Source organism: Myxacorys sp., assembly GCF_059501405.1.
This window is the reverse complement of sequence record NZ_JCACCM010000036.1, coordinates 39,147-57,920: the sequence shown is the minus strand read 5'-3', so window position 1 is coordinate 57,920 and position 18,774 is coordinate 39,147. Positions and strand designations below refer to the sequence as shown.

General features: G+C 47.7%; 20 protein-coding genes and 1 pseudogene. 6 read left to right on the top strand and 15 right to left on the bottom strand.

The genetic code is table 11. The features are described 5' to 3' along the window. Positions 1–445: 445 nt before the first annotated feature. The 5 genes and pseudogenes from AC5I6P_RS03315 to AC5I6P_RS03295 form a co-directional block, all read right to left on the bottom strand. A pseudogene (locus AC5I6P_RS03315) lies at positions 446–597 on the bottom strand (ATP-binding cassette domain-containing protein); the annotation flags it as partial. Between the two features lie 115 nt (positions 598–712). Then, entirely contained in the window at positions 713–1,585 is an 873-nt protein-coding gene (gene cysW, locus AC5I6P_RS03310; RefSeq protein WP_495692336.1) for a sulfate ABC transporter permease subunit CysW, read from the bottom strand. Further along, the gene (gene cysT / locus AC5I6P_RS03305) at positions 1,578–2,432 is read right to left on the bottom strand and encodes a sulfate ABC transporter permease subunit CysT (protein WP_495692335.1); all 855 of its coding nucleotides are present in this window, start codon (positions 2,430–2,432) and stop codon (positions 1,578–1,580) included. The genes cysW and cysT overlap by 8 nt, the downstream gene beginning before the upstream one ends. Positions 2,433–2,562: 130 nt before the next feature. After that, a complete protein-coding gene (locus AC5I6P_RS03300; RefSeq protein WP_495692334.1) occupies positions 2,563–3,699 on the bottom strand; it encodes a sulfate ABC transporter substrate-binding protein in 1,137 nt (378 codons plus the stop codon). Between the two features lie 176 nt (positions 3,700–3,875). Beyond that, positions 3,876–4,658 carry a class II glutamine amidotransferase gene (locus tag AC5I6P_RS03295; RefSeq protein ID WP_495692333.1) on the bottom strand — a complete coding sequence of 261 codons (783 nt, stop codon included), beginning with the start codon at positions 4,656–4,658 and terminating at the stop codon, positions 3,876–3,878. Positions 4,659–4,915: 257 nt separating this feature from the next. On the opposite strand from AC5I6P_RS03295, the gene cysE reads away from it, so the two are divergent. After that, a complete protein-coding gene (gene cysE, locus AC5I6P_RS03290) occupies positions 4,916–5,680 on the top strand; it encodes a serine O-acetyltransferase (protein WP_495692332.1) in 765 nt (254 codons plus the stop codon). Positions 5,681–5,713: 33 nt separating this feature from the next. Then, entirely contained in the window at positions 5,714–6,319 is a 606-nt protein-coding gene (locus AC5I6P_RS03285) for a Crp/Fnr family transcriptional regulator (protein WP_495692331.1), read from the top strand. 216 nt (positions 6,320–6,535) lie between these two features. Here the strand turns inward: AC5I6P_RS03285 and AC5I6P_RS03280 are convergent, their stop codons facing one another. After that, complete coding sequence (locus AC5I6P_RS03280) at positions 6,536–7,528, bottom strand: Rieske 2Fe-2S domain-containing protein (RefSeq protein WP_495692330.1); 993 nt, start codon at positions 7,526–7,528, stop codon at positions 6,536–6,538. A gap of 52 nt (positions 7,529–7,580) precedes the next feature. On the opposite strand from AC5I6P_RS03280, the gene AC5I6P_RS03275 reads away from it, so the two are divergent. Then, positions 7,581–8,420, top strand: a complete 840-nt coding sequence (locus tag AC5I6P_RS03275) for a TetR/AcrR family transcriptional regulator (RefSeq protein WP_495692329.1) — start codon at positions 7,581–7,583, stop codon at positions 8,418–8,420. Here AC5I6P_RS03275 and AC5I6P_RS03270 read toward each other — a convergent pair. Then, on the bottom strand, positions 8,400–8,906 hold the full coding sequence (locus tag AC5I6P_RS03270; protein ID WP_495692328.1) for a hypothetical protein: 507 nt from the start codon (positions 8,904–8,906) through the stop codon (positions 8,400–8,402). The genes AC5I6P_RS03275 and AC5I6P_RS03270 overlap by 21 nt on opposite strands. A gap of 46 nt (positions 8,907–8,952) precedes the next feature. Here AC5I6P_RS03270 and AC5I6P_RS03265 point away from each other — a divergent pair, with 46 nt between their 5' ends. Continuing rightward, positions 8,953–9,561 (top strand): TetR/AcrR family transcriptional regulator, encoded by a 609-nt coding sequence (locus tag AC5I6P_RS03265; protein ID WP_495692327.1) that lies wholly within the window; start codon positions 8,953–8,955, stop codon positions 9,559–9,561. A gap of 6 nt (positions 9,562–9,567) precedes the next feature. On the opposite strand, the gene AC5I6P_RS03260 is transcribed toward AC5I6P_RS03265, so the two are convergent. The 5 genes from AC5I6P_RS03260 to AC5I6P_RS03240 form a co-directional block, all read right to left on the bottom strand. Continuing rightward, entirely contained in the window at positions 9,568–10,020 is a 453-nt protein-coding gene (locus AC5I6P_RS03260) for a heavy metal-responsive transcriptional regulator (protein ID WP_495692326.1), read from the bottom strand. A gap of 228 nt (positions 10,021–10,248) precedes the next feature. Further along, positions 10,249–10,665 carry an alr0857 family protein gene (locus tag AC5I6P_RS03255; protein ID WP_495692325.1) on the bottom strand — a complete coding sequence of 139 codons (417 nt, stop codon included), beginning with the start codon at positions 10,663–10,665 and terminating at the stop codon, positions 10,249–10,251. A 610-nt stretch (positions 10,666–11,275) separates the two neighbouring features. After that, entirely contained in the window at positions 11,276–12,079 is an 804-nt protein-coding gene (locus tag AC5I6P_RS03250; RefSeq protein WP_495692324.1) for a nickel/cobalt transporter, read from the bottom strand. 185 nt (positions 12,080–12,264) lie between these two features. Next, entirely contained in the window at positions 12,265–12,726 is a 462-nt protein-coding gene (locus tag AC5I6P_RS03245; RefSeq protein ID WP_495692323.1) for a hypothetical protein, read from the bottom strand. Positions 12,727–12,842: 116 nt separating this feature from the next. Then, complete coding sequence (locus tag AC5I6P_RS03240) at positions 12,843–13,016, bottom strand: hypothetical protein (RefSeq protein ID WP_495692322.1); 174 nt, start codon at positions 13,014–13,016, stop codon at positions 12,843–12,845. Here AC5I6P_RS03240 and AC5I6P_RS03235 point away from each other — a divergent pair. Next, a complete protein-coding gene (locus tag AC5I6P_RS03235; RefSeq protein ID WP_495692321.1) occupies positions 13,015–13,713 on the top strand; it encodes a DUF4142 domain-containing protein in 699 nt (232 codons plus the stop codon). The genes AC5I6P_RS03240 and AC5I6P_RS03235 overlap by 2 nt on opposite strands. A gap of 135 nt (positions 13,714–13,848) precedes the next feature. Here the strand turns inward: AC5I6P_RS03235 and AC5I6P_RS03230 are convergent, their stop codons facing one another. Together AC5I6P_RS03230 and AC5I6P_RS03225 are read right to left on the bottom strand one after the other, a co-directional pair. After that, positions 13,849–15,219, bottom strand: a complete 1,371-nt coding sequence (locus tag AC5I6P_RS03230) for a DUF2330 domain-containing protein (protein ID WP_495692320.1) — start codon at positions 15,217–15,219, stop codon at positions 13,849–13,851. After that, positions 15,216–16,046 carry an RnfABCDGE type electron transport complex subunit D gene (locus tag AC5I6P_RS03225; protein WP_495692319.1) on the bottom strand — a complete coding sequence of 277 codons (831 nt, stop codon included), beginning with the start codon at positions 16,044–16,046 and terminating at the stop codon, positions 15,216–15,218. The genes AC5I6P_RS03230 and AC5I6P_RS03225 overlap by 4 nt, the downstream gene beginning before the upstream one ends. Positions 16,047–16,442: 396 nt before the next feature. Here AC5I6P_RS03225 and AC5I6P_RS03220 point away from each other — a divergent pair, with 396 nt between their 5' ends. Beyond that, entirely contained in the window at positions 16,443–16,589 is a 147-nt protein-coding gene (locus tag AC5I6P_RS03220; protein ID WP_495692318.1) for a transposase family protein, read from the top strand. 257 nt (positions 16,590–16,846) lie between these two features. On the opposite strand, the gene AC5I6P_RS03215 is transcribed toward AC5I6P_RS03220, so the two are convergent. Further along, positions 16,847–18,607, bottom strand: a complete 1,761-nt coding sequence (locus AC5I6P_RS03215) for an SWIM zinc finger family protein (RefSeq protein ID WP_495692317.1) — start codon at positions 18,605–18,607, stop codon at positions 16,847–16,849. Positions 18,608–18,774: the final 167 nt, after the last annotated feature.

The following is an 18,774-nucleotide window of genomic DNA, read 5'->3' as shown; positions in this document are numbered from 1 at the left end:
AAATTTCGAGATGTGCCGATTCCATGCTAATTCATCTTCTCATTCAGCAACGCCATATTTCCCACTGCTTGTTAATTCTTGCAGAAATGTTAGCTGTACTGATTCTCGGTGCTAATGTTAACGATGTCTTTAGTGATGCACGAATGCACTTCTGCTGGCGCATTTTGTATTTGCGAGATTGCACTAGCACTACGCATTTGTGCAACTCATTATATTCTTGCTGCTTCAGCAAACTGTGATCATATCTTTAACTCTTATATTCAAAGTATCTTTCTATAACTGATATCGTTTTCGGTTTTATTCCCTAGCAGCCGACAGGCGCTATGTTGTGCGGTGGTGCTATACATGCTGCCATTGATTTGTTGGAGAAATTCTCTCAACTCTTCAGAGTGATGGTACTTTGCGCCATCCCAGAATAGCAGCAAGCGTTGATCTACTGCACTACCCCCAGCTATCATGCGTAACAGCGTTGATTTTCCTGAACCCGAAGGGCCAGAAGCAACGCGACGAGCGATCCGGTCTTGACCTCCAAATTTACGTCGTCAACTGCCCGAAATGAACCGAATTTTTCGTCACGCCTTGAATAGAAATGCCCATAATCAATCTCGATTTCTTGGAGTGGGAAGGTGTAATATCAATTTTCTAAATTAATGCGACAGACCTTGCAGAGGCACAGCACTGCCATGCCCTAACAGAAGCCTCTCAACATCAATTACTCAGTGTCTTTAATGCGAGTTTTGCGTTCTAGAATTTCTTTCAATACCAAGGTCACGACCGCTAGTAATGCCAGTAAAACGGCAGCAGAGTAGGCAGCTTCCCCTTCGTACTGTTTGTAAGCTTCTTCTACAAACAACGGTAAACTTTGAGTCTTGCCAGCGATGTTGCCCGAGACTACAGACACGGCTCCAAACTCGCCCATTGCTCTAGCATTGGTCAAAATTAATCCGTAGAGCAGTCCCCACCGAATGTTCGGTAGGGTGACCCGCCAAAACGTTTGCCAATCGCTCGCACCCAAGATTTTTGCCGCTTCTTCTTGATCGGCTCCGGCTTCTTCCAGCACCGGAATCACTTCACGCGCTACAAACGGCATACTGACAAACGCAGACGCTAACACCATTGCCGGAAACGCAAACACAACCCTGATTCCATGATTTTGCAGCCAACCCCCAAACCATCCTTGCTGCCCATAGAGCAGTACGATCATCAATCCTGCTACTACGGGAGAGATGGAAAACGGCAGGTCAATAATGCTGAGTAGAAAGGTTCGACCTGGAAATCGCCGCCGCGCGATCGCCCAAGCGGCACATAAGCCGAACACCGTATTCAAGGGCACGCAAATGAGAGCCATCAGCACCGTGAGCTTGATCGCGTGCAAGAAGTTTGGCTGAGTTAGGTTCACGAGAAAAGGCCCAACGCCTTTGCTAAACGCTTGCATGAAGACGTTTAAGGCAGGGATGTAGAGAACGAGAGCGAGGTATGCGATCGCAACGCTAACTAATGCGATCGAAGCCCAACTTTTAGATTTCGCTGGCTTTTTCTCAGAGGTTGCCCGAGCTGTTGTTAGAAGGGGATCTACACTAGTCATACCGTCTTGCCCAAGCCTGTAGTAAGTTAATTCCAATCAGTGCAACTAGTGAGATGATCAACAACACCATGCCGACCACCGTTGCACCCGAGTAGTCGTATTGTTCTAATCGCTGAAAAATTAACACTGGCGCGATCAGATCCTTAAAGGGAGTATTTGACGCAATGATCACCGTCGAACCATACTCTCCAACCGCGCGCGAGAATCCCAGCGCAACTCCGGTCAGAATAGCAGGCAGAAGCGGCGGAAAAATGACGTGCCGAAAGGTCTGCCACGGCGAAGCGCCTAAACACCAAGCGGCTTCTTCAATGTCCTGCTCTAGCTCTGCCAACACGGGCTGCACCGTCCGGATTACAAAGGGCAGTGAGATAAACGTCATTGCCACGCCTACCCCAATTCGAGTAAAGGCAATTTTGATGCCAAACGGCGCAACCAGTGAACCTACCCATCCGTTTTGGCTGTAGACGGTTGCCAATGTCAAACCTGCAACGGATGTCGGTAACGCAAAGGGCAAATCAACTGACGCATCAATAAATCGCTTTAATGGAAAGTCTTCACGCACCAACACCCAAGCGATCAGGGTGCCAAACACTCCGTTGAATGCTGCTGCAATGAATGAGGTAGTAAACGTCACATCATAAGCAGATAGGGCAGTTGGGCTAGTGGCAATTTGCCAAAACTTGGCAGGGCCAACGGCACTTGCTTTGGTTAGCATTGCTAGCACCGGCAAGATGAGCATCACGGCTAAGTAGCCGATCATGATCCGCCATGTCCAAGGTGCATGAATAATTTGACGAAGGAAGGCTTTTCCGAACGTCGGTTTCTGCGGAACTGAAGAAATAGCCATTGGTGAAAAAATGGTGAAAAAAGCTGAGTTGAGATAAGCGGTTAGCAAAGTGGATGGGGACTGGCAGCCGATCTGCCCACTGAGAAGGCTGAATTTAGATCAAACGCTTACGATCGACTACCAGACAATACTACGATTGAGCGCGAATGCTATCGAACGTGCCGCCGTCCTCAAAGACTTTCTGGGCTTGTTCCCAACCGCCAAACTCGTCGATTTTTCCTAACTGCTTCACAGGTGGGTACTTGTCGGTAAATTCCTTCTGCTTGCCCAAATCGCCTAATGGGCGGAATCCGACTTTGGCAAATTCTTGCTGGGCGTCTGGCGTAAACAAGAACTGTACAAAGGCTTCAGCCGCTTCGCGTGTCCCGTGCTTGTCCACATTTTTGTCCACCACTGCCGTTGGCGTGTCGATCGAGATGTTCACATCGGGTACAACAAAATCCAAAGCTTCACCCTTTTGCTTTGCCAGAATCACCTCATTTTCGTAGTTCACCAGAGCATCTCCCTGACCTTGCTTGGCAAACGCATCCGTCGATTCCCGTGCATCTTTCGCTAACACCACCACGTTCTTGTACGCCTTCGCGACAAAATCCTTGGCTTTGGCTTCATCGTTTCCAGCTTTGATAGCAGAGTTCCACAATGCAAAGTAGTTCCAACGCGCACCTCCCGAGGTTTTCGGGTCAGCCGTCACCCACTTGACATCATCCCGCGCCAAGTCAGCAAATGATTTGATGCCTTTGGGATTGCCTGGACGGGTGATTATAGCAGCCACTGTTTCACCCACATTGCCATTGTTGGGAACGCGCTGATTCCAGTTGGGGTTGACGAACCCAGCACTCACCAGTTTGAGAACATCCGCTCCGATCGCGAGATGCACAACATCCGCTTCTAAGCCATCTACGATCGCGCGAGTCTGAGAACCCGATCCTCCATAACTTTGATTGAACGTGACGTTCTGACCGTTGTGGTCTTTCTTCCACTGCTCCACAAACTTAGGAATGATGGCATCATGTGCTGCTTTGGGCACCGCATAGCCAACTAACGTCAATTGAATATCTTGCTGCTGATTAGAGGCTGGGCTGGCACCGCTTGGGCTAGCGTTATTAGAAGCGCTGTTACCAGACGAGCAAGCCGCGATCGCAACACTCAACACCGCCCCCATCAGAAACAGCGATATAAACCCTCGAAGCGAACCGAATTTAATCTTAAACTTAAATGGGTTAACCATTTCCTGCACAGTTTGTAGCGTGCGCTGCCAAGCCTTCATTCTGTCATCTCCCAAACAATCTACGGTTTCCCTCTCAAGTTACCGTAATTACAGTAGACTCTGATTGTACCGAGTACGGGTGACAAACGCAAGAATAATCTCCTGCATCTTGAGCGGCAAAGGCGAGATTGATTTGATCGGCTCAGGACTGGCACAAGGGCTTCTTGGTGGCAGGATCAGCAATGCTGAGCAAATCGGCGCGATAGACCATCCTGAAAAACTAGCAGTTCTCCCGGTTGGAGAGCCGTCCAGGCTTCATTATCGGTCAGTGGCGTCGTAGCGATGACGGCCACTCGATCGAGTGGCGTGGTCAATTCCTGGAAATCAACGGTCACTTCTTCGTCTATTAGGTGAGCGGCGGCGAAGGGAGCCTGACGCACGATGTAGCAGAGTTTTGTAGAGCAATGGGCGAAAAAAGATTCTCCGTCTGACAGCAGGTAATTGAACGTCCCATAATGCGCGATGTCTTGAGTAACGGCTTGTAGTACGACGTACAACTGCTCTAAAGTCGGCTTGCCCTGCGGAAACGTTTGCCGCAACGTATTGAGGATCAAACAGAAAGCGCGTTCACTGTCAGTTTGCCCGACAGGAACATAAAACCCCTGACGGGCTGGCTCAAAGTTGGGCAAGTCGCCATTGTGAGCAAACACCCAATATCGTCCCCAAAGTTCACGCTGAAAGGGATGGCAATTTTCTAGTGCCACTTTGCCAAATGTTGCCTTACGAATATGAGCAATTACATGCTTCGACTTGATCGGGTAGTGGCGGACTAATTCGGCGATCGGGGATGCGATCGCGGGTTTTTCATCGAGAAATACTCGGCAACCTGCCCCCTCAAAAAAGGCAATTCCCCAGCCGTCCTGATGTTCATCTGTCTTTCCGCCTCGTGCCGCAAAGCCTTCAAAGGAGAAGCAGATATCTGTCGGCACATTGCAGTTCATTCCCAACAGTTGGCACATTTAACCCGCCTGCAAGACACTATGACTGATTGTAATGGGCCAACTGATTGTAACGGTGGAGGTTTAGTCTTTTGGAATTTATCTGGAGATGAAGTGCGACTTCAAGCAGGAGAGCTTTGAGAGTGTGATAGTATGCTAATTCAAGTAATCTACTATAAATCGATAAGTTTGCCGTAGTTTAATCAGAACTCACTCTAAGGTTCACTCTATCGGCAGAAATTTAAGATGATTTTCCTTGTCACTCCTTGCGGATGCTCATGCTGTTAACCGATTTGCAAGCTATCTATCAGCGCGATCCTGCTGCTCGCCACTGGCTAGAAGTGATCACGTGCTACCCCGGACTTCATGCCCTCTGGTTTTACCGCATCGCCCACTGGCTCTACCTGCTTGGGCTGCCTGTTATCCCTCGGCTAATTTCGCAATTGGCACGATTTTTAACTGGGGTGGAGATTCATCCTGGCGCAACCATTGGTCAAGGAGTAGTGATTGATCACGGAAGCGGCATCGTAATCGGAGAAACTGCGATCGTTGGAAACAACTGTTTGCTGTATCAAGATGTCACCCTGGGTGGAACCGGAAAGGAAACCGGAAAGCGGCATCCAACCCTAGGGGAAAACGTGATCGTAGGCGCAGGCGCGAAAGTATTGGGCAATATTCAAATCGGTAATCAAGCCCGGATTGGTGCGGGTTCAGTCGTGTTGCGAGACGTGCCCTCAGATTGCACGGTTGTCGGCATTCCAGGACGAATCGTGAGAGAAAAGAAAACGAAAGAGAGCCTCAATACCGATGCACTGCCCGACGTTGAGGCTCAGGTGATTCGAGTACTGTTCGATCGCATTCAGGAGTTAGAACACGCGATTGCGCATATCCAATCGACGCAAGGCGTACCTCGGCAGGAATCGCAGAAGCCAATGACATCGGTAGCAACTCCCTCTCTTAATCCTCGTAACAATCATGCAGTCTCCGATCATGCAGTCTCCAATCAACTAATTGAAGAGTTTCTAGATGGTGCAGGAATTTGAAGCCGACAACTCTCGTAAAGGTCACTGCTAAAGATGATTAAACCAGATATGCCAACAGCGCGACTAACGCCCCTCATACCGTACTACCCAACCTATACCCGATCGTTTAATCGGCGATCGCTCTTACCACCAACATCAGGTTCTCTTTGGCGCATTGATCAGGGTATTGTGCGAACCTTAACTTGGCTAGAGGATGGAACCGTAATTACACTTGGGATTTGGAAAGCGGGAGATATCGTCGGACAAACCCTTTCCAGGGTTAATCCATTTCAAATGGAATGTCTCACTGCCGTAGAAGCGATCGCTCTACCGCCAGAAAGTTTGTCTCATATGACAGAAGCAGTACTGGGGCACATTCAGTGCTTAGAAGAACTCACTGTTATTCGACATCACAAACGCATTGAGGATGCTCTGATCCAGTTGTTACTTTGGCTGGCGAAGCGATTTGGGCGAACGGTGAAGCAAGGACACTTACTCGACTTTCACCTGACTCATCAAGATTTAGCAGAACTCTTGGGCACAACCCGCGTGACGGTAACTCGGATTCTTAGTCATCTTGAAGAGCAAGGATTGATCAACCGCTTGTCTCGCCAACAGATGGTCATTAGCGATATGGAAGTTTGGCACTATGAGATTTAGAGCATGTGAGATTTAGAGCATGTGAGATTTAGAGCATGTTGAACCAACAGCATAGCCATCATTTAGGTAGAACCATTTAGGTAGAACATAGAACAAGCTATTGACTGTCATATTGACTATCAAATGTAGTGTGAGCATCTTTGCCGCGATCGCAAAACAACTAGCGCTATCGGTTCGAGACGCTCACGCTACGGGATGCAAATAGATTGATCTACATTACTTAGAAAGATTTGGTTCCACAACAGTAGGAAAACTCGCAAAATTACGCCGTACCCAATCCATTCCTACTTCATTGTTGAGTTTAATTTTCTGAGGCGTGTCGGCATAAATCTTTCCTAAAATATCGGCATCTTGATTCACGACAACCTCACCAAACTTGAGATACGTGCTGCCAAACACCTTGAAGAGTGGGTGCTTAGCCTGACCAAAGAGCAGGATGTATGTCCGAGTGCAATTCTCGGATTCTGGCACAAAGATATGACACTGAGCCGCTTTCCCCAACGGCATTTCGCCATGAAAAATGACCAAGGACGGGAAGTGATTTTCCAGGTGCGCTTTAATCGTGCTAGGCAACAACATGAGATCGGGTTTTCTCAGCTTTTCGGTCAAGCTGTAAGGAGCAGTAGGCATGTCATAAAACGCATGGGAATGATGCCCCTGATCAATAAATTGATGAAACTCGACATCGGTGATGCGAAACAAGTCTCGATGCGTGCCGTTTTGGTGATTGTAGTCATGCATATTCAGCAGCATGGTCAACAGATCGGTTTCCACACTGCGATCGGCAGTATGCCCAATAAAGGAATACGTCTCTGCGATCGCATTCAGCACAGTAGGAATGGGAATTTTCGGTTCGTGACCTGCATACGACCAAACGAAATCGCCTTCGATAATGAGGTCTAAAGGGTTCAGTTGCGGTAATGTTCTTTTGTTCGATCCTGGCAAGACAGTGCAGCCTTCAGCATCAAACTTCAGTGCATGAAATGGACAGACAACCGCACTCCTACCATCGTCTTGGGGTTCGCACCATCCTTCTGACAACATGGCCCCCATGTGCGGACAGGCGTTGGGCAGGGCGTGAACCTCTCCAGTAGCATCTTTCCACATCACATAATCAGCACCGTACAACGAGATCTTGCGAGGTTGATTCACGGTCAGCATCGACTTGTGCGCCAACAACCAAGGCGCACCGGGAAGCATAGACTGCATAGTGTTCTCCGCTAGATATAAAATTGTGAAAAATCCGTCGTGTTTTTAAAATATGACAAAACATTCGCTTTCGTCAAGAAGTTTGCGTCGTCAGCCCAAACAGCAGCGAGGAAAAGAACGGGTCGAAAAAATTTTGGATGCGGCGGCAACCGTGTTTGACGAAGTGGGCTACGAAACAGCGACCACCCATCTAATTGCTGCAAAAGCGGGCACAGCGATCGGGTCTCTCTATCAGTTTTTTCCAGATAAAGCTGCCATCTTTCAAGCGATGGAGTTGCGCCACAGTGAGCGGGTCAAACGAATGTGGGCGCAGACCAACACCCCAGAAATTGTTCAGCTACCTCTCCGCCAAATGATTCACGCCGTTGCAAGTGCTGTCGCAGAACTGTTTGAGCAACCAGTGTCACGGGTGGTGTTTGTGCAGTTTTATGTCTCTCGCGAGATCTTCCAGTCGATCGATGAAAGCATGACCCAGGAAGCGATTAATTTTATGGCAAGTCTCTTGCAGCAGCGAAACTCAGCTTTGAGTGAAGCGCAGTGCAGCTTACTAGCAGAGGTGTGCGTTCACAGCAGCAATGCAGTGATGCTTGCTGCACTGCGTAACCCGGATCTCCAACATAGGCAACAATTGACTGATCAAATTGAAGAGTTGCTCGTATCGTATTTAGAGCCGCATGTAGGAGACAATCTGTCAGATGATGTAATGAAAGTAATGAAATGTCCCCATTGCCAATCTGAGCAGGTATCAAAAAATGGGTATCGTCGGGGAAAGCAGTGTTATCGCTGCAAGAACTGCGGGAAACAGTTTGTCGAGTCTAAGCGATCCTTCGAAGCTTGGCGAAGCCAATCGCAACAGATTAGCCAGAATCGGTCATTTGATAAACGGCAATAGGTCAAACTCTTGACGGATATCCAGGAGAGAACGATCGAGTAAGGATTCAAAATCAAGAAATGGAACCAACTGGGATCTCTGACGTGACTTCAACCACATTGAAATCAATTCTGGGAATAGTTGAGGCAACACAACGAAAATCGAGGCATATAACCAGAGCACTCCATGCTCTTTGATCAAGTCGTCATACATCACGCGAATTGCAGGGCTAATGGTTGGATCTTTAATCGTGTTGAGGTGATCCCGAAACTTGTAGTTGCTTGTCCACCAAGTGAGCGGCAAAATTTTGAGTTCATCGTACATGCCTGTATCGCAACCGTAGATAATGTGCGAGACATCATGTGCCAGCAAAATTTTTGCAAAGTCCGGGGGGAGTCCTCTTGAATCGGTGATGTTCGGATTTAAGGCATAGTATTCCTCTAGTCCTTCTCGAAGCGTCTGAGTACTGGTTTTGTCCGTGTAATGAGGACGAGGCTGCTGGCTCATCGTTTATTTCGATACGGTGCAGTTTCGTAAATTTATACTAGCACTCATGAATGACATTCATAAAAAGTCGCCAGGAAGACCTCGCAGTGCCCAATCTCATCAAGCCATGCTGCAAGCGACCTTAGAATTACTGGGAGAAGTTGGGTTTGATGCTATGAGCATTGACGCGATCGCGGCTCGGGCTGGAGTCGGCAAAGCAACTATTTATCGTCGCTATGCCTCTAAAGCAGAACTGGTTGCGGATGCGATCGAACGAGTTCGAGAAGAAATCGTCATTCCTGATACAGGTAGCCTGAAGAGCGATATTGACGCACTAATTCAAAGTGCTGCACAAATCACGCTCAGTCCGCTCGGACGACAAACCGTTGCCATGATTATCAGCAGTGCATCGAGCAATCCTGAGTTTGCGGAGATTTACTGGACAAAATATTTACAACCTCGACGCCAAGCCTTTGCGGTTGTACTGGAGCGAGCAAAAGCAAGACATGAAATTGGGGCAGACCTAGATCCTGGTTTAGTCTTCGATGCGATGAGCGGAATCATGCTTTATGCATTAATTTTTCAACCAAACCCTGAATCTTGGACAGAATCCGTTCGACGCGCTCTAAACCTTCTCCTTAAAGGCGCTTCGAGTTTTGATGCGGAACTTCACTAAAGAGCCTTAATTCTGATCGATCTCGAACAGAGTTGCTGTTTCTAGGTTTGGACAAATAGTTCGTGCCGCAATCTCTTCTGAAGGCTGATCTTGCCAACCTGACAACAAACCTTGTAACTCAAAGCGCAGCAGTTGTAGGGCTTCAATCTGCTCGGTAATTTGTTGAAGTTTTCTCTGAAGATTGTGTTTTACTTCGTCACACGGAAGTTGTCCTTGATCATGCACATTCAGAACGTCTTGAATCTCACGCAAGGTAAGACCTAACGCTTGCGATCGCTTAATGAACGACAACCGATCCAGAACAGTCGGTTTAAACAATCTATAGTTAGATTCTGAGCGACTGACAGTGGGTGTCAGCAATCCAAGCTCCTCATAATAGCGGACTGTTTTGATCGGCAAATTGGTGCTAGCCGCCACTTCTCCAATCTTCAAGAGATTTTCTGTCTTGACGCTATACATCTTTTGTACCCCGCATCACAAACTTGAACTACTCAGCATCTCTCTTTATTCTAAAAGTTCCAGTTTAATGGAGAGTCAAGAAAAGCTTCAGAACAAAAGTCACTGTCAACAGAGGTGCTGTCTAATTTTTGAAAGTTACCTTTTCTTAAACCTCCTCGATTAAAACAACACAATGTCTCTAGTGGGTCGTAATCCACCGTGATTCTTCAATCGACTGTGGATTACAACTTACGAATTGCAGACGGCTTCTGCTTGGGTGACTTGCCACAACTCATAAACAAAGAATTCAACCCGCTCCTCTAATGCCGTGACAAACATTCCCTCGTCAGCATCAGCGCTGTCTGCTATCCAGCACCCTTGCAAGCCGACCTCGACAAATTCATCATCGACCAATGCCAGTGTTAGCGTCGAGTGCTGCGATTCCTTCGATTCGCTTTGCGAAGCTCCGAAGGATCGCACCATTCTTTCTAGAGTGGCTAACCCCGGAGCGTGAGCAGAAATCAGAAAGGCAGCGCGGCTCGACTCAACGTGCAGCGTACATCCTAAACGCAACGCCAACACAACTCGCTGAGCAACCAGCGTCTCTAGAGAAGTGGTGACCCGCTCTAAGTGCAATCCAAATTCGGTGTAGGTGAGCTTTAACATCGTGCGTCACTCCTGGGTGGCGGTTTGAGTCAGCCATACAAAGGTTGAAGTCTCATTCAATCCATGACCGGCTTGGTTAACTAATGTCCTTAATGTTCTAAAACTGGTTAGCGGCGGCTAACGTGCAAACCCCCAAAAAAGAACCCCCGTCTCTGGTTCTAAGAGCGGGGGTAGCTAGTTACAGTCGATAAACTGCTCTGGCTTTATGTGGGTGACAGGACGCGCCTGCACCTTCCGCTCTGGGTCGATTGCTCTAGATCTGGCTCTCTGTAGTCTAATTTTTCCGAGATTATGCCTATGGCATTAATAGCTGCATCGCCACCGACGCTATATGTTCCCACAACTGCGAACAGCACATTTCCCAAGCTGGTGCTGGGTCGTGGCTCAACGGTACTGTTCCAGGGGAAGTTACATAACATGGGAAGGCAAACTCCTCAAATATTCTTCTATTAAAATACTACACATGTAGTATCAATATGTCTACTCTATCTTATGACAGATTTACGAAATCTCCATCATCTATAGAAACGACTGTTTCAGTCTTCACTCTCAAGATGCGCAATTTCGGAACTGTAATTTTAAGTTGAACTTACATCGAATTACAAACGGACTACAGAAGTGCGTTTGTGGACAGTACAACGCCAACGAGGGTGATGGCGATCGCACTAGCAATCGGAAGATATTTTTGAAGCAGTTGCCCGGTTGAGAACTGCTCAAATGAGAACTGCTCAAACCAGTGGTGGGCATAAATTGCCGCAATGCCTAATGCGATTAATACAGACGCCAAACCGAGACTAAAAGCGCTCACCAGAACGATGCCATAAACGGTTTGATGAAGTGCGATCGCGCTGAGCAATAATACCAACGCCGACGGACAAGGAACTAATCCACCCGCAATTCCTAAAGAGATCAGCGAAGAGGTGGCAACAGATTTGTGATGGTGATGCTCATGATGATGATCGTGAGAATGATGGCTGGACGATGATTGAAGCCGATCTAAAATCAGTTGAGAACCAACACCAACGATCGTAATTCCGCTCACCAAACTGAGAACAGGATACAGATCTTCTGGTACAACATATCGAGAAGCAACTAACGCAACGATTCCTAAAGCAAATACTCCGATCGTATGCGTTAACGTAGTGACAACTCCGAGTAAGACTGCCTGTTGCGGAGTGCCTTGAGTTCCAACTAAGTAAGCTGCAACCATCGTCTTACCATGACCTGGCGTTAACGCATGTCCCGCACCAATACAAAACGCAAGACCTAATCCTGCTAGAAATAAGGCGGGTGTCAATGGTTGTGTGAGCAGAAATTCTAGGTGGAGTGGATGCGCGATCGCAGGCGATGCGGTCAAGGCAAACCCGAATAGCATTACTGTGAGATAACCCGCGAATTGATGCAGTCGTTTCATGGGAAAACCTTCGTTGTAAGTTATGTCGCTGTTAACTTACTAACTGTTAACGTATAGCGGTGTTGTAAGAGTAACCGTGTTGTAAGCGATCGCACTTTTGTGGAGCGTGAGTTGAGTAATTGTAAAAAAGCGATCGCCCTTGATTTGAAGTGCGATCGCGCGTTGGAGTATCGAATGTGAAAAACCTACCGATTTAGCAGACGGGGTGATAACAAGCGAGTTCCGGTAATACCCGCGATCGCGGCAAAGCCCCAAACAGCCAGTTGAGCTTTTAGCGATCGCCCGAATCCTTGGCTGATCTCGTTTACTTCAACTCCGCGATCGCTGACCGGAATCGTCAAAATATCCTTGTGATCTGACTTGCCAATTTTGACTGTCCAATCGCCCTTCAGCGATGCATCTGGAATAAATTCAAACTGTCCTTGAGCATTGGCTTTGCTTTCTAGCCAAGGGCGAGTTGCATCTTTAGGAGCAAAGACTTGCACATCCGCAAACGGGTATGGTTCTCCATCGCTAAACTTCGCCTGAATTTCTAGCTGAGACTTCTGGAGCAGCGAATAGTCTGCCTGTAGTGCGTGGGCAGACGCTGCTTTCGGAAATCCTAATAGGGTTAGCACCAACAGCAGCGCGACGATCATGCCTTTCATGCCTATGTCCCTCAAAAACAATGAATGCTCGATCTGGTTTGGTCTTGCATATCATACCAGCCCAAACAAAACTGAATTTTATTTGTAGAACACTTAATTTTTTGTAGAACATTTCATCAAAGTTGAGGCGATTTTAAGCCACTGTCCGTAATGGTGATGTAGGCGTGGTGATAAATGTGTTCTGTCTGGTGGTTGAGACCAAGTTGTTCTTTGGGTAGACGAATCGTGGAGTCGCGATCGCTAATCTGAAGCTGAAGATTAATCCTTAATAGAACGCTGTTACCCCTCATGTCTATCTTTCAAAAACACAAGGTTAGAAAAATTGCTGGTTCTCTAAGTCTGGTCGGCATTGGGGCATTGTTTGGAGTGATGGGACTGCCTCATTCTGGGCTGAAGACTCATTCGCCTTTAGAGGCAGACTCGCTTGCTTTAGCTCAAGCTCCTACTTCTCCCTCGTCTCCTCGTGCGCCTCAAGTCAATACTTCGCCTCGTCCAAGACCAGCTACACCAGCAAGACCAGCTACACCAGGTTCGAGAGTATCTCCTGCGGCAACTCGCGATATCGATACTAAGTTCGCGATTAAAGCTGCCCAAAGTGACCAAACGGAAATTCAAACCAGCCAACTGGCGTTGCAGAAATCAACCAATCCAAACGTGCGCCAGTATGCAGAACGTATGATTCGCGACCATACGACTTCTAGCCAAAGACTCATGCCGATCGCGATGCAGAAAGGCATCACCTTGCCAAAGGATGTTGGCCCTCTCAATCGTCCTTTGCTAGACGAGTTGTCTCAATTATCAGGCTCTGAATTTGATAGAGCCTATATTGTCGGTCAAGTCCGAGGTCATGCCGGAACTCAAGCTGAATATCAGACTTATCAGAGAGCAGGACGCGATGCAAATTTGAAAGCGTTTGCAAAGCAGTTCTTGCCGATTGTCTCAGATCATTTAGAGATGGCGCAAAATATGGCTGCTAAAGGCTTCTAAATTGGTTTACAGGGATATTGATGAAGGTATCCCTGTAAACATGATCTGCAAACAGAGATGGGTTGGTGTGGCTGACGCAATGAGCGCGATCCACACCAACCCATTCTTTATCAATGCAACGTCATCAATGCAACGTTAGTCTACTAACGACAGGAACACCTGCTGCCACCACGAGAGCTTCTGAACTTGCGGCAATTTCTTGCGAATGTCATTAATATTCCAGCCCGTTAAGCGAGCGAGAGTTTGAGCTTCTTTTTCATAGCGCCGAGGCAGCGATCGCGTATACCGTCTTCCCTCTTGACACGTCGTCTCGCCTGTAAAAGCATGGCGCAACACGTACCGCCCTTGGAATGAATCGCGATTTGACGTTTCTTGAAACATTAGATCTTCAGGAAACTTGTCGCGAGTGTAGCGCACATGTAGCCGAGTGATAAACACTCCTGCATCAGCCTCGGGCATCGGACGCCCAAATATTGGTGGCATCGATCTCGTTGATGCTTCAGAACCATTGAGCCAGAATACACCTGCTTGCTTCAGTTCGTCTTGATTGAGAGGCTCAGCCGAACAGGGATCGCAATTACTCATATCCCACGCGTATTCTAGAAAAGCGACATTTCGACCTTCGCGATCGTAAGAATTGGCAAACGTTGAGGTGTAAAAGTCGGAAAACTCATTTTTCACAAACACGGGAACTTCCTCACCCGACGGCACTTTCACCCTTCGATAGTTGGTTACGTCTGCTTGTCCTTTGGGTGAAAGGATGTAAATCAATAGATCTTGTGCTTGTTTTGCATTGATCATGCCTAACCGAATCGGCAACATAAATCGCGGTGACTCATAAGCAATTTGCAGAGGACGCAATTTTTCGATTCCAGATTGGTCAAATTTTTCTAAATTGACCTTAGCAACAAAGAATTTTAGCTTCTGGCGAATGTAGGGTTTCAGCAATTGGTTTGCGCCTTGAGGCAGCTTGTAGCCATTCTGACGCAGCCACGTTTCGAGTCCACTAGATTCTTTGGCACTTAGAATCAGAATGTCGTATTCTCCTACATTGAATTTGGCTTCAACCGTCACTCCGAGTGATACCTCACCCCTTTGACTGGCGGCGGGGGCTGGAGCTGCTTGAGGCATTGGCGCTCCATTATACGCTCGATTTTCATCCACCCGACAAGGATCTTCGTCAAAGTATTCAACCAATCGTGGAGCGCTAAAAGCATCTAATCGCTCAATGATTTTAGGCTCGGCAATTTTAACCTGCTCCTTTTGCAATACAACGGGAACGGGAACAACAATGGCAAAATCTTTCACCTCGCCTTGGTAATCGTTTGCCATCGTCAAAACAGTTTTCTTACCGCTGTGCGCGATCGCAACTTGTGACGCTTGGTTGTATAACTTGGAATCAGCTTTCGCAACATAAAAACCACAGAATGCCCATGCTTTTGTAGCAAATATACATCCACTAATGACAATCACTAATAATGAAAGTGCGAATCGAATGAGCTTCATACTGAAACCTCCAGTTGAGAATCTTGCGTTTGAGAATTTTGTGCCCATATAAAACGATCGTCTGGAAACAAACGATCTAACAGAATCGTGAGCGGCGCGAGAGCAAACAACGCCCAAAACACTGCCGTTGGAATGAAAAAATAGTTGCGAAGAATAAAAGTAAGTAGCGCGATCGCACCTGCCCAAATAATTCGACCCGTTCGAGCATTGGGAATCGATCGCGGATCAGTCACCATAAACAGCGCAAACATCAGCAGCGATCCACTCATCAATCGATGCGCCCAAACATCCCAAGTCCACCCCAACCAGACATTTCGTACGGCCTCTAACCCGGCATACATGCCCAGAAATGCCAGTGTGGTGTCCCATCTCCCGACCTTACCCACGACTAATCCACCTGTAGCTAAGAACAGCACCACATACCACCCCTCTTCCCCCCACTGTCCCGGAGACACCCACGCATCTCCTGTTAGCAGCAATGCCATTACGATTCCAAAATTGGCTGGATTAAACACATGTTTGCCGCCGACCTGAAATACAGATTTACTTAAAATTGCCGCTCCGCCAGCCAGCGCCATAGTGCTGCAATGATCTACCCGTAGCAGCAAACTCAATCCGAGTGATGTGATGAGTGGACTCAAAAAAGATTGAGGTGTGAACGGTTGGTCTTCTCTGTATCGTTGCACTGCAAATTGAGTTAACAGACATGCTGCGATCGCGACTCCGATGACCTGCGATCGCAGTGTCCAGTCGCGAGTCCAAAAGCCCAGAAATAGAAATGTTGAGAGAAAAAGAATCTGAACCAGCCGAGCATCTTGAAACGCCATAACTCAGAACTAGCGATAGAATTTGCTGCTGCTATTATGCCGAGCTAGAGAGAATAGAAATTCATTGGTTACAGTTTATGCAACGGCTCCATAACAGCTAGAACGCTCGAATGCAATAGCAGATCGTAGTATCTGCCGAGTTTAGCGATGTAACTTACTGATTGTTGTGACGTATCAAAATGTAGACCTGTTGCTTTAGCGATTTGACTGGGCGATCGCAGTAAATGGTAGAAGTGATGCTTTGAAGCTATGAGGATGCGATCGCTTTTAGGCTTGATGTACTTGCTTAAACCGCTCCAAAATTTCGTTTACGTACGTTTCACCATCTACTGGGCAGGGCTGTTTTATTGATGATAGAAAAACTAGAATCAAGACGCTGTTTAGGTTGCGTTGACCATGAGCTTGATTGAGCATCTCAAACACGTGCGAGATTATCGGACCCAACCGCGCTATCCCCTGTGGGCAGTGTTGGTGTTAGTGATCATGGGGACAATGAGCGGTGCAGTTGGTAGGGCTGTTTCATTGTCATTAGGAGATATCTGAAAGCCGCAAGCCCTCGTTTGCGAGGTTCAAAAAATTCAAGAACGCTGGACGAGAGAATCGAGTATGCAAATTTCCATTTCTCACAATAAAACAGCCCTGCCGATAGGGAGAGATTGGAGCTTTGCAGACCCATAGTCTGGCAGTCAAAGAGGATGCCAGAAGAGAGGGAGAATCTTTACATGATGTCGGTTCCTATTTTGCCAACGGCATCACACCCTTACACCATTTTTTAGGTAAATCCCATTCGTCATCCTGCATTACAGTAATTGCTTGAATAAATCCATGAGTTTACGCTTGCGGGCGTGGTTAGACTGTAATTGATTGAAATAAATCATCCAAACTGATTGCTGCTCGGATTGAATGTAAGCCGCTTTTGCGTGCTGCAACCATTGCACAGCTTCCTGGTAGCGATCGGCTTTGCCTTGCTCCATAATTGGTTCTGCCCGTTCGAGTGCCGCCTTAATGACCCAATCAGGATGGGTGAACACTGCTGCTTGCATGACGCGATGTACTAACTCGGAGCGGTAGTAATGGTCGGAGCGCACCGCTTCAATGGCATCATCCAGCAATCCCTCATGCAAGAAAATGTCTACCTTTGCTTCCCTGGCTTGCCAGTCCTGAGACTGACGCAGGGTTTTCAGCAAGTCTGATTTAATGCCCTCCCACTGAGCGGCAGCAAGATGAGCGACCCGTTGATACTCTGGAAAACTAGGGCGAAGCTTAAAGGCGAGAACACTGGCATCTAATGCAGCTTCTCGATTTCCTAGCCCTTCTGCCAGTTCACTCGTCCAACTTGCCAGAGCATATCGACAATTTCCGGGTAAGGGCAGTCCAGCTTGAGCAATGGTCAACGCTTCGGACAAATAATTCTGTTCTCGTAAGGTTTTTGCCAGGGCAAATGCTTCTTCTGCCGTAGTCATACGATCGCGTGCCACAGTCATCGCTTCGTCGATGTTACCGATTTCCGCTAATCGAGTGAGATATTGCGCCGTCAATCCTTCTGTTCGAGCCAGGTTCAAATACTCGGTCTGCCGTTCTTGCCGATTCAATATTTGTAGCCGAATCAATGCTAGTTCTTGAGCAAACGGGGAATTCAACCGTTCTGGATCAGCATAGCCGTTGCCTTGCAGTGCCCGCAGTAGGTCTGGATCAGTCCATCCCTGCTGCAATGCTACTAAGCTCATCGAAAAATCGCTATCCAACGCATCTTGCCATTCCTCTAACATCACCCGCAGATCGACAGCTTCGGGTGGCGAGAGATCCGCGCTCAAAATGGCTTCTGTCCAAGCTTCGTTTAGCGACTCGGCAATCGGAAAGGCATCTCCCCCATAATCTTGGATGTCATCCCATTCGTCTACACAAGCGGCTGTGATTGCTTCTAGAATAGCGATCGCACTATTCCCATCTTCATTTCTCGCAAATGCTTGTGCTTTTTCAATAATGCCCAACAAGTCATCGGTGAATGGATCATCTTCATAGCCCTCCTCCAGCGATCGCACACCTTCTTGTAAGATCTGTTTCACTTGCCGTCGGAAGGGAGCCACATCCAGCGTCGATCGACGCTGAGGCGCAGCCATCGGCGTTGACGAGGCAGGATTCGACATCAGCATCACCTGACGATCGACTGCATCAATTAGTTCTGGCTGTTCTGCCACCAATGCCTGCACCAATCGCTGCGTTTGCAGGTGATCCAGTCGGTCTAATAATTGTGGTAACGTAGGTCGGAGTTCAAGTCGATCCGGTTGCCGCACCCAGGTCAATGCCACTGCCACAATATGTTTACACCAGCCTTCATAGTCGTAAGGACAGGTACACCGAACCGAGGTAATGCCACCGGAGTCAAACTGAAGACTGACACGATATGGAGTAACTTCACTACCTTCGACTTCAGCGTGAATCGTATTGCCTCGTTGCACCAGATCGATTACGGCGCTCCGGTGGTAGTAATCTTCTCCTCGGCTAAAGGAGTTGCTGGTTGCATGATGCGAAATTACTATTTCAGAGATGGGGGCTACCATATTCAAGTCCGACCTCTACATCTCGTCCATTCTAATTCTCATATCACATCTGGGCAGCGATGACCCAACGACACGTGACGTAGTTCAAAACACATCTATTGCTTCAGTTGCATCATGAGCGCCTCTTCCAGATCTAAACCCACTTCCAGATCTAAATCTATATGTTC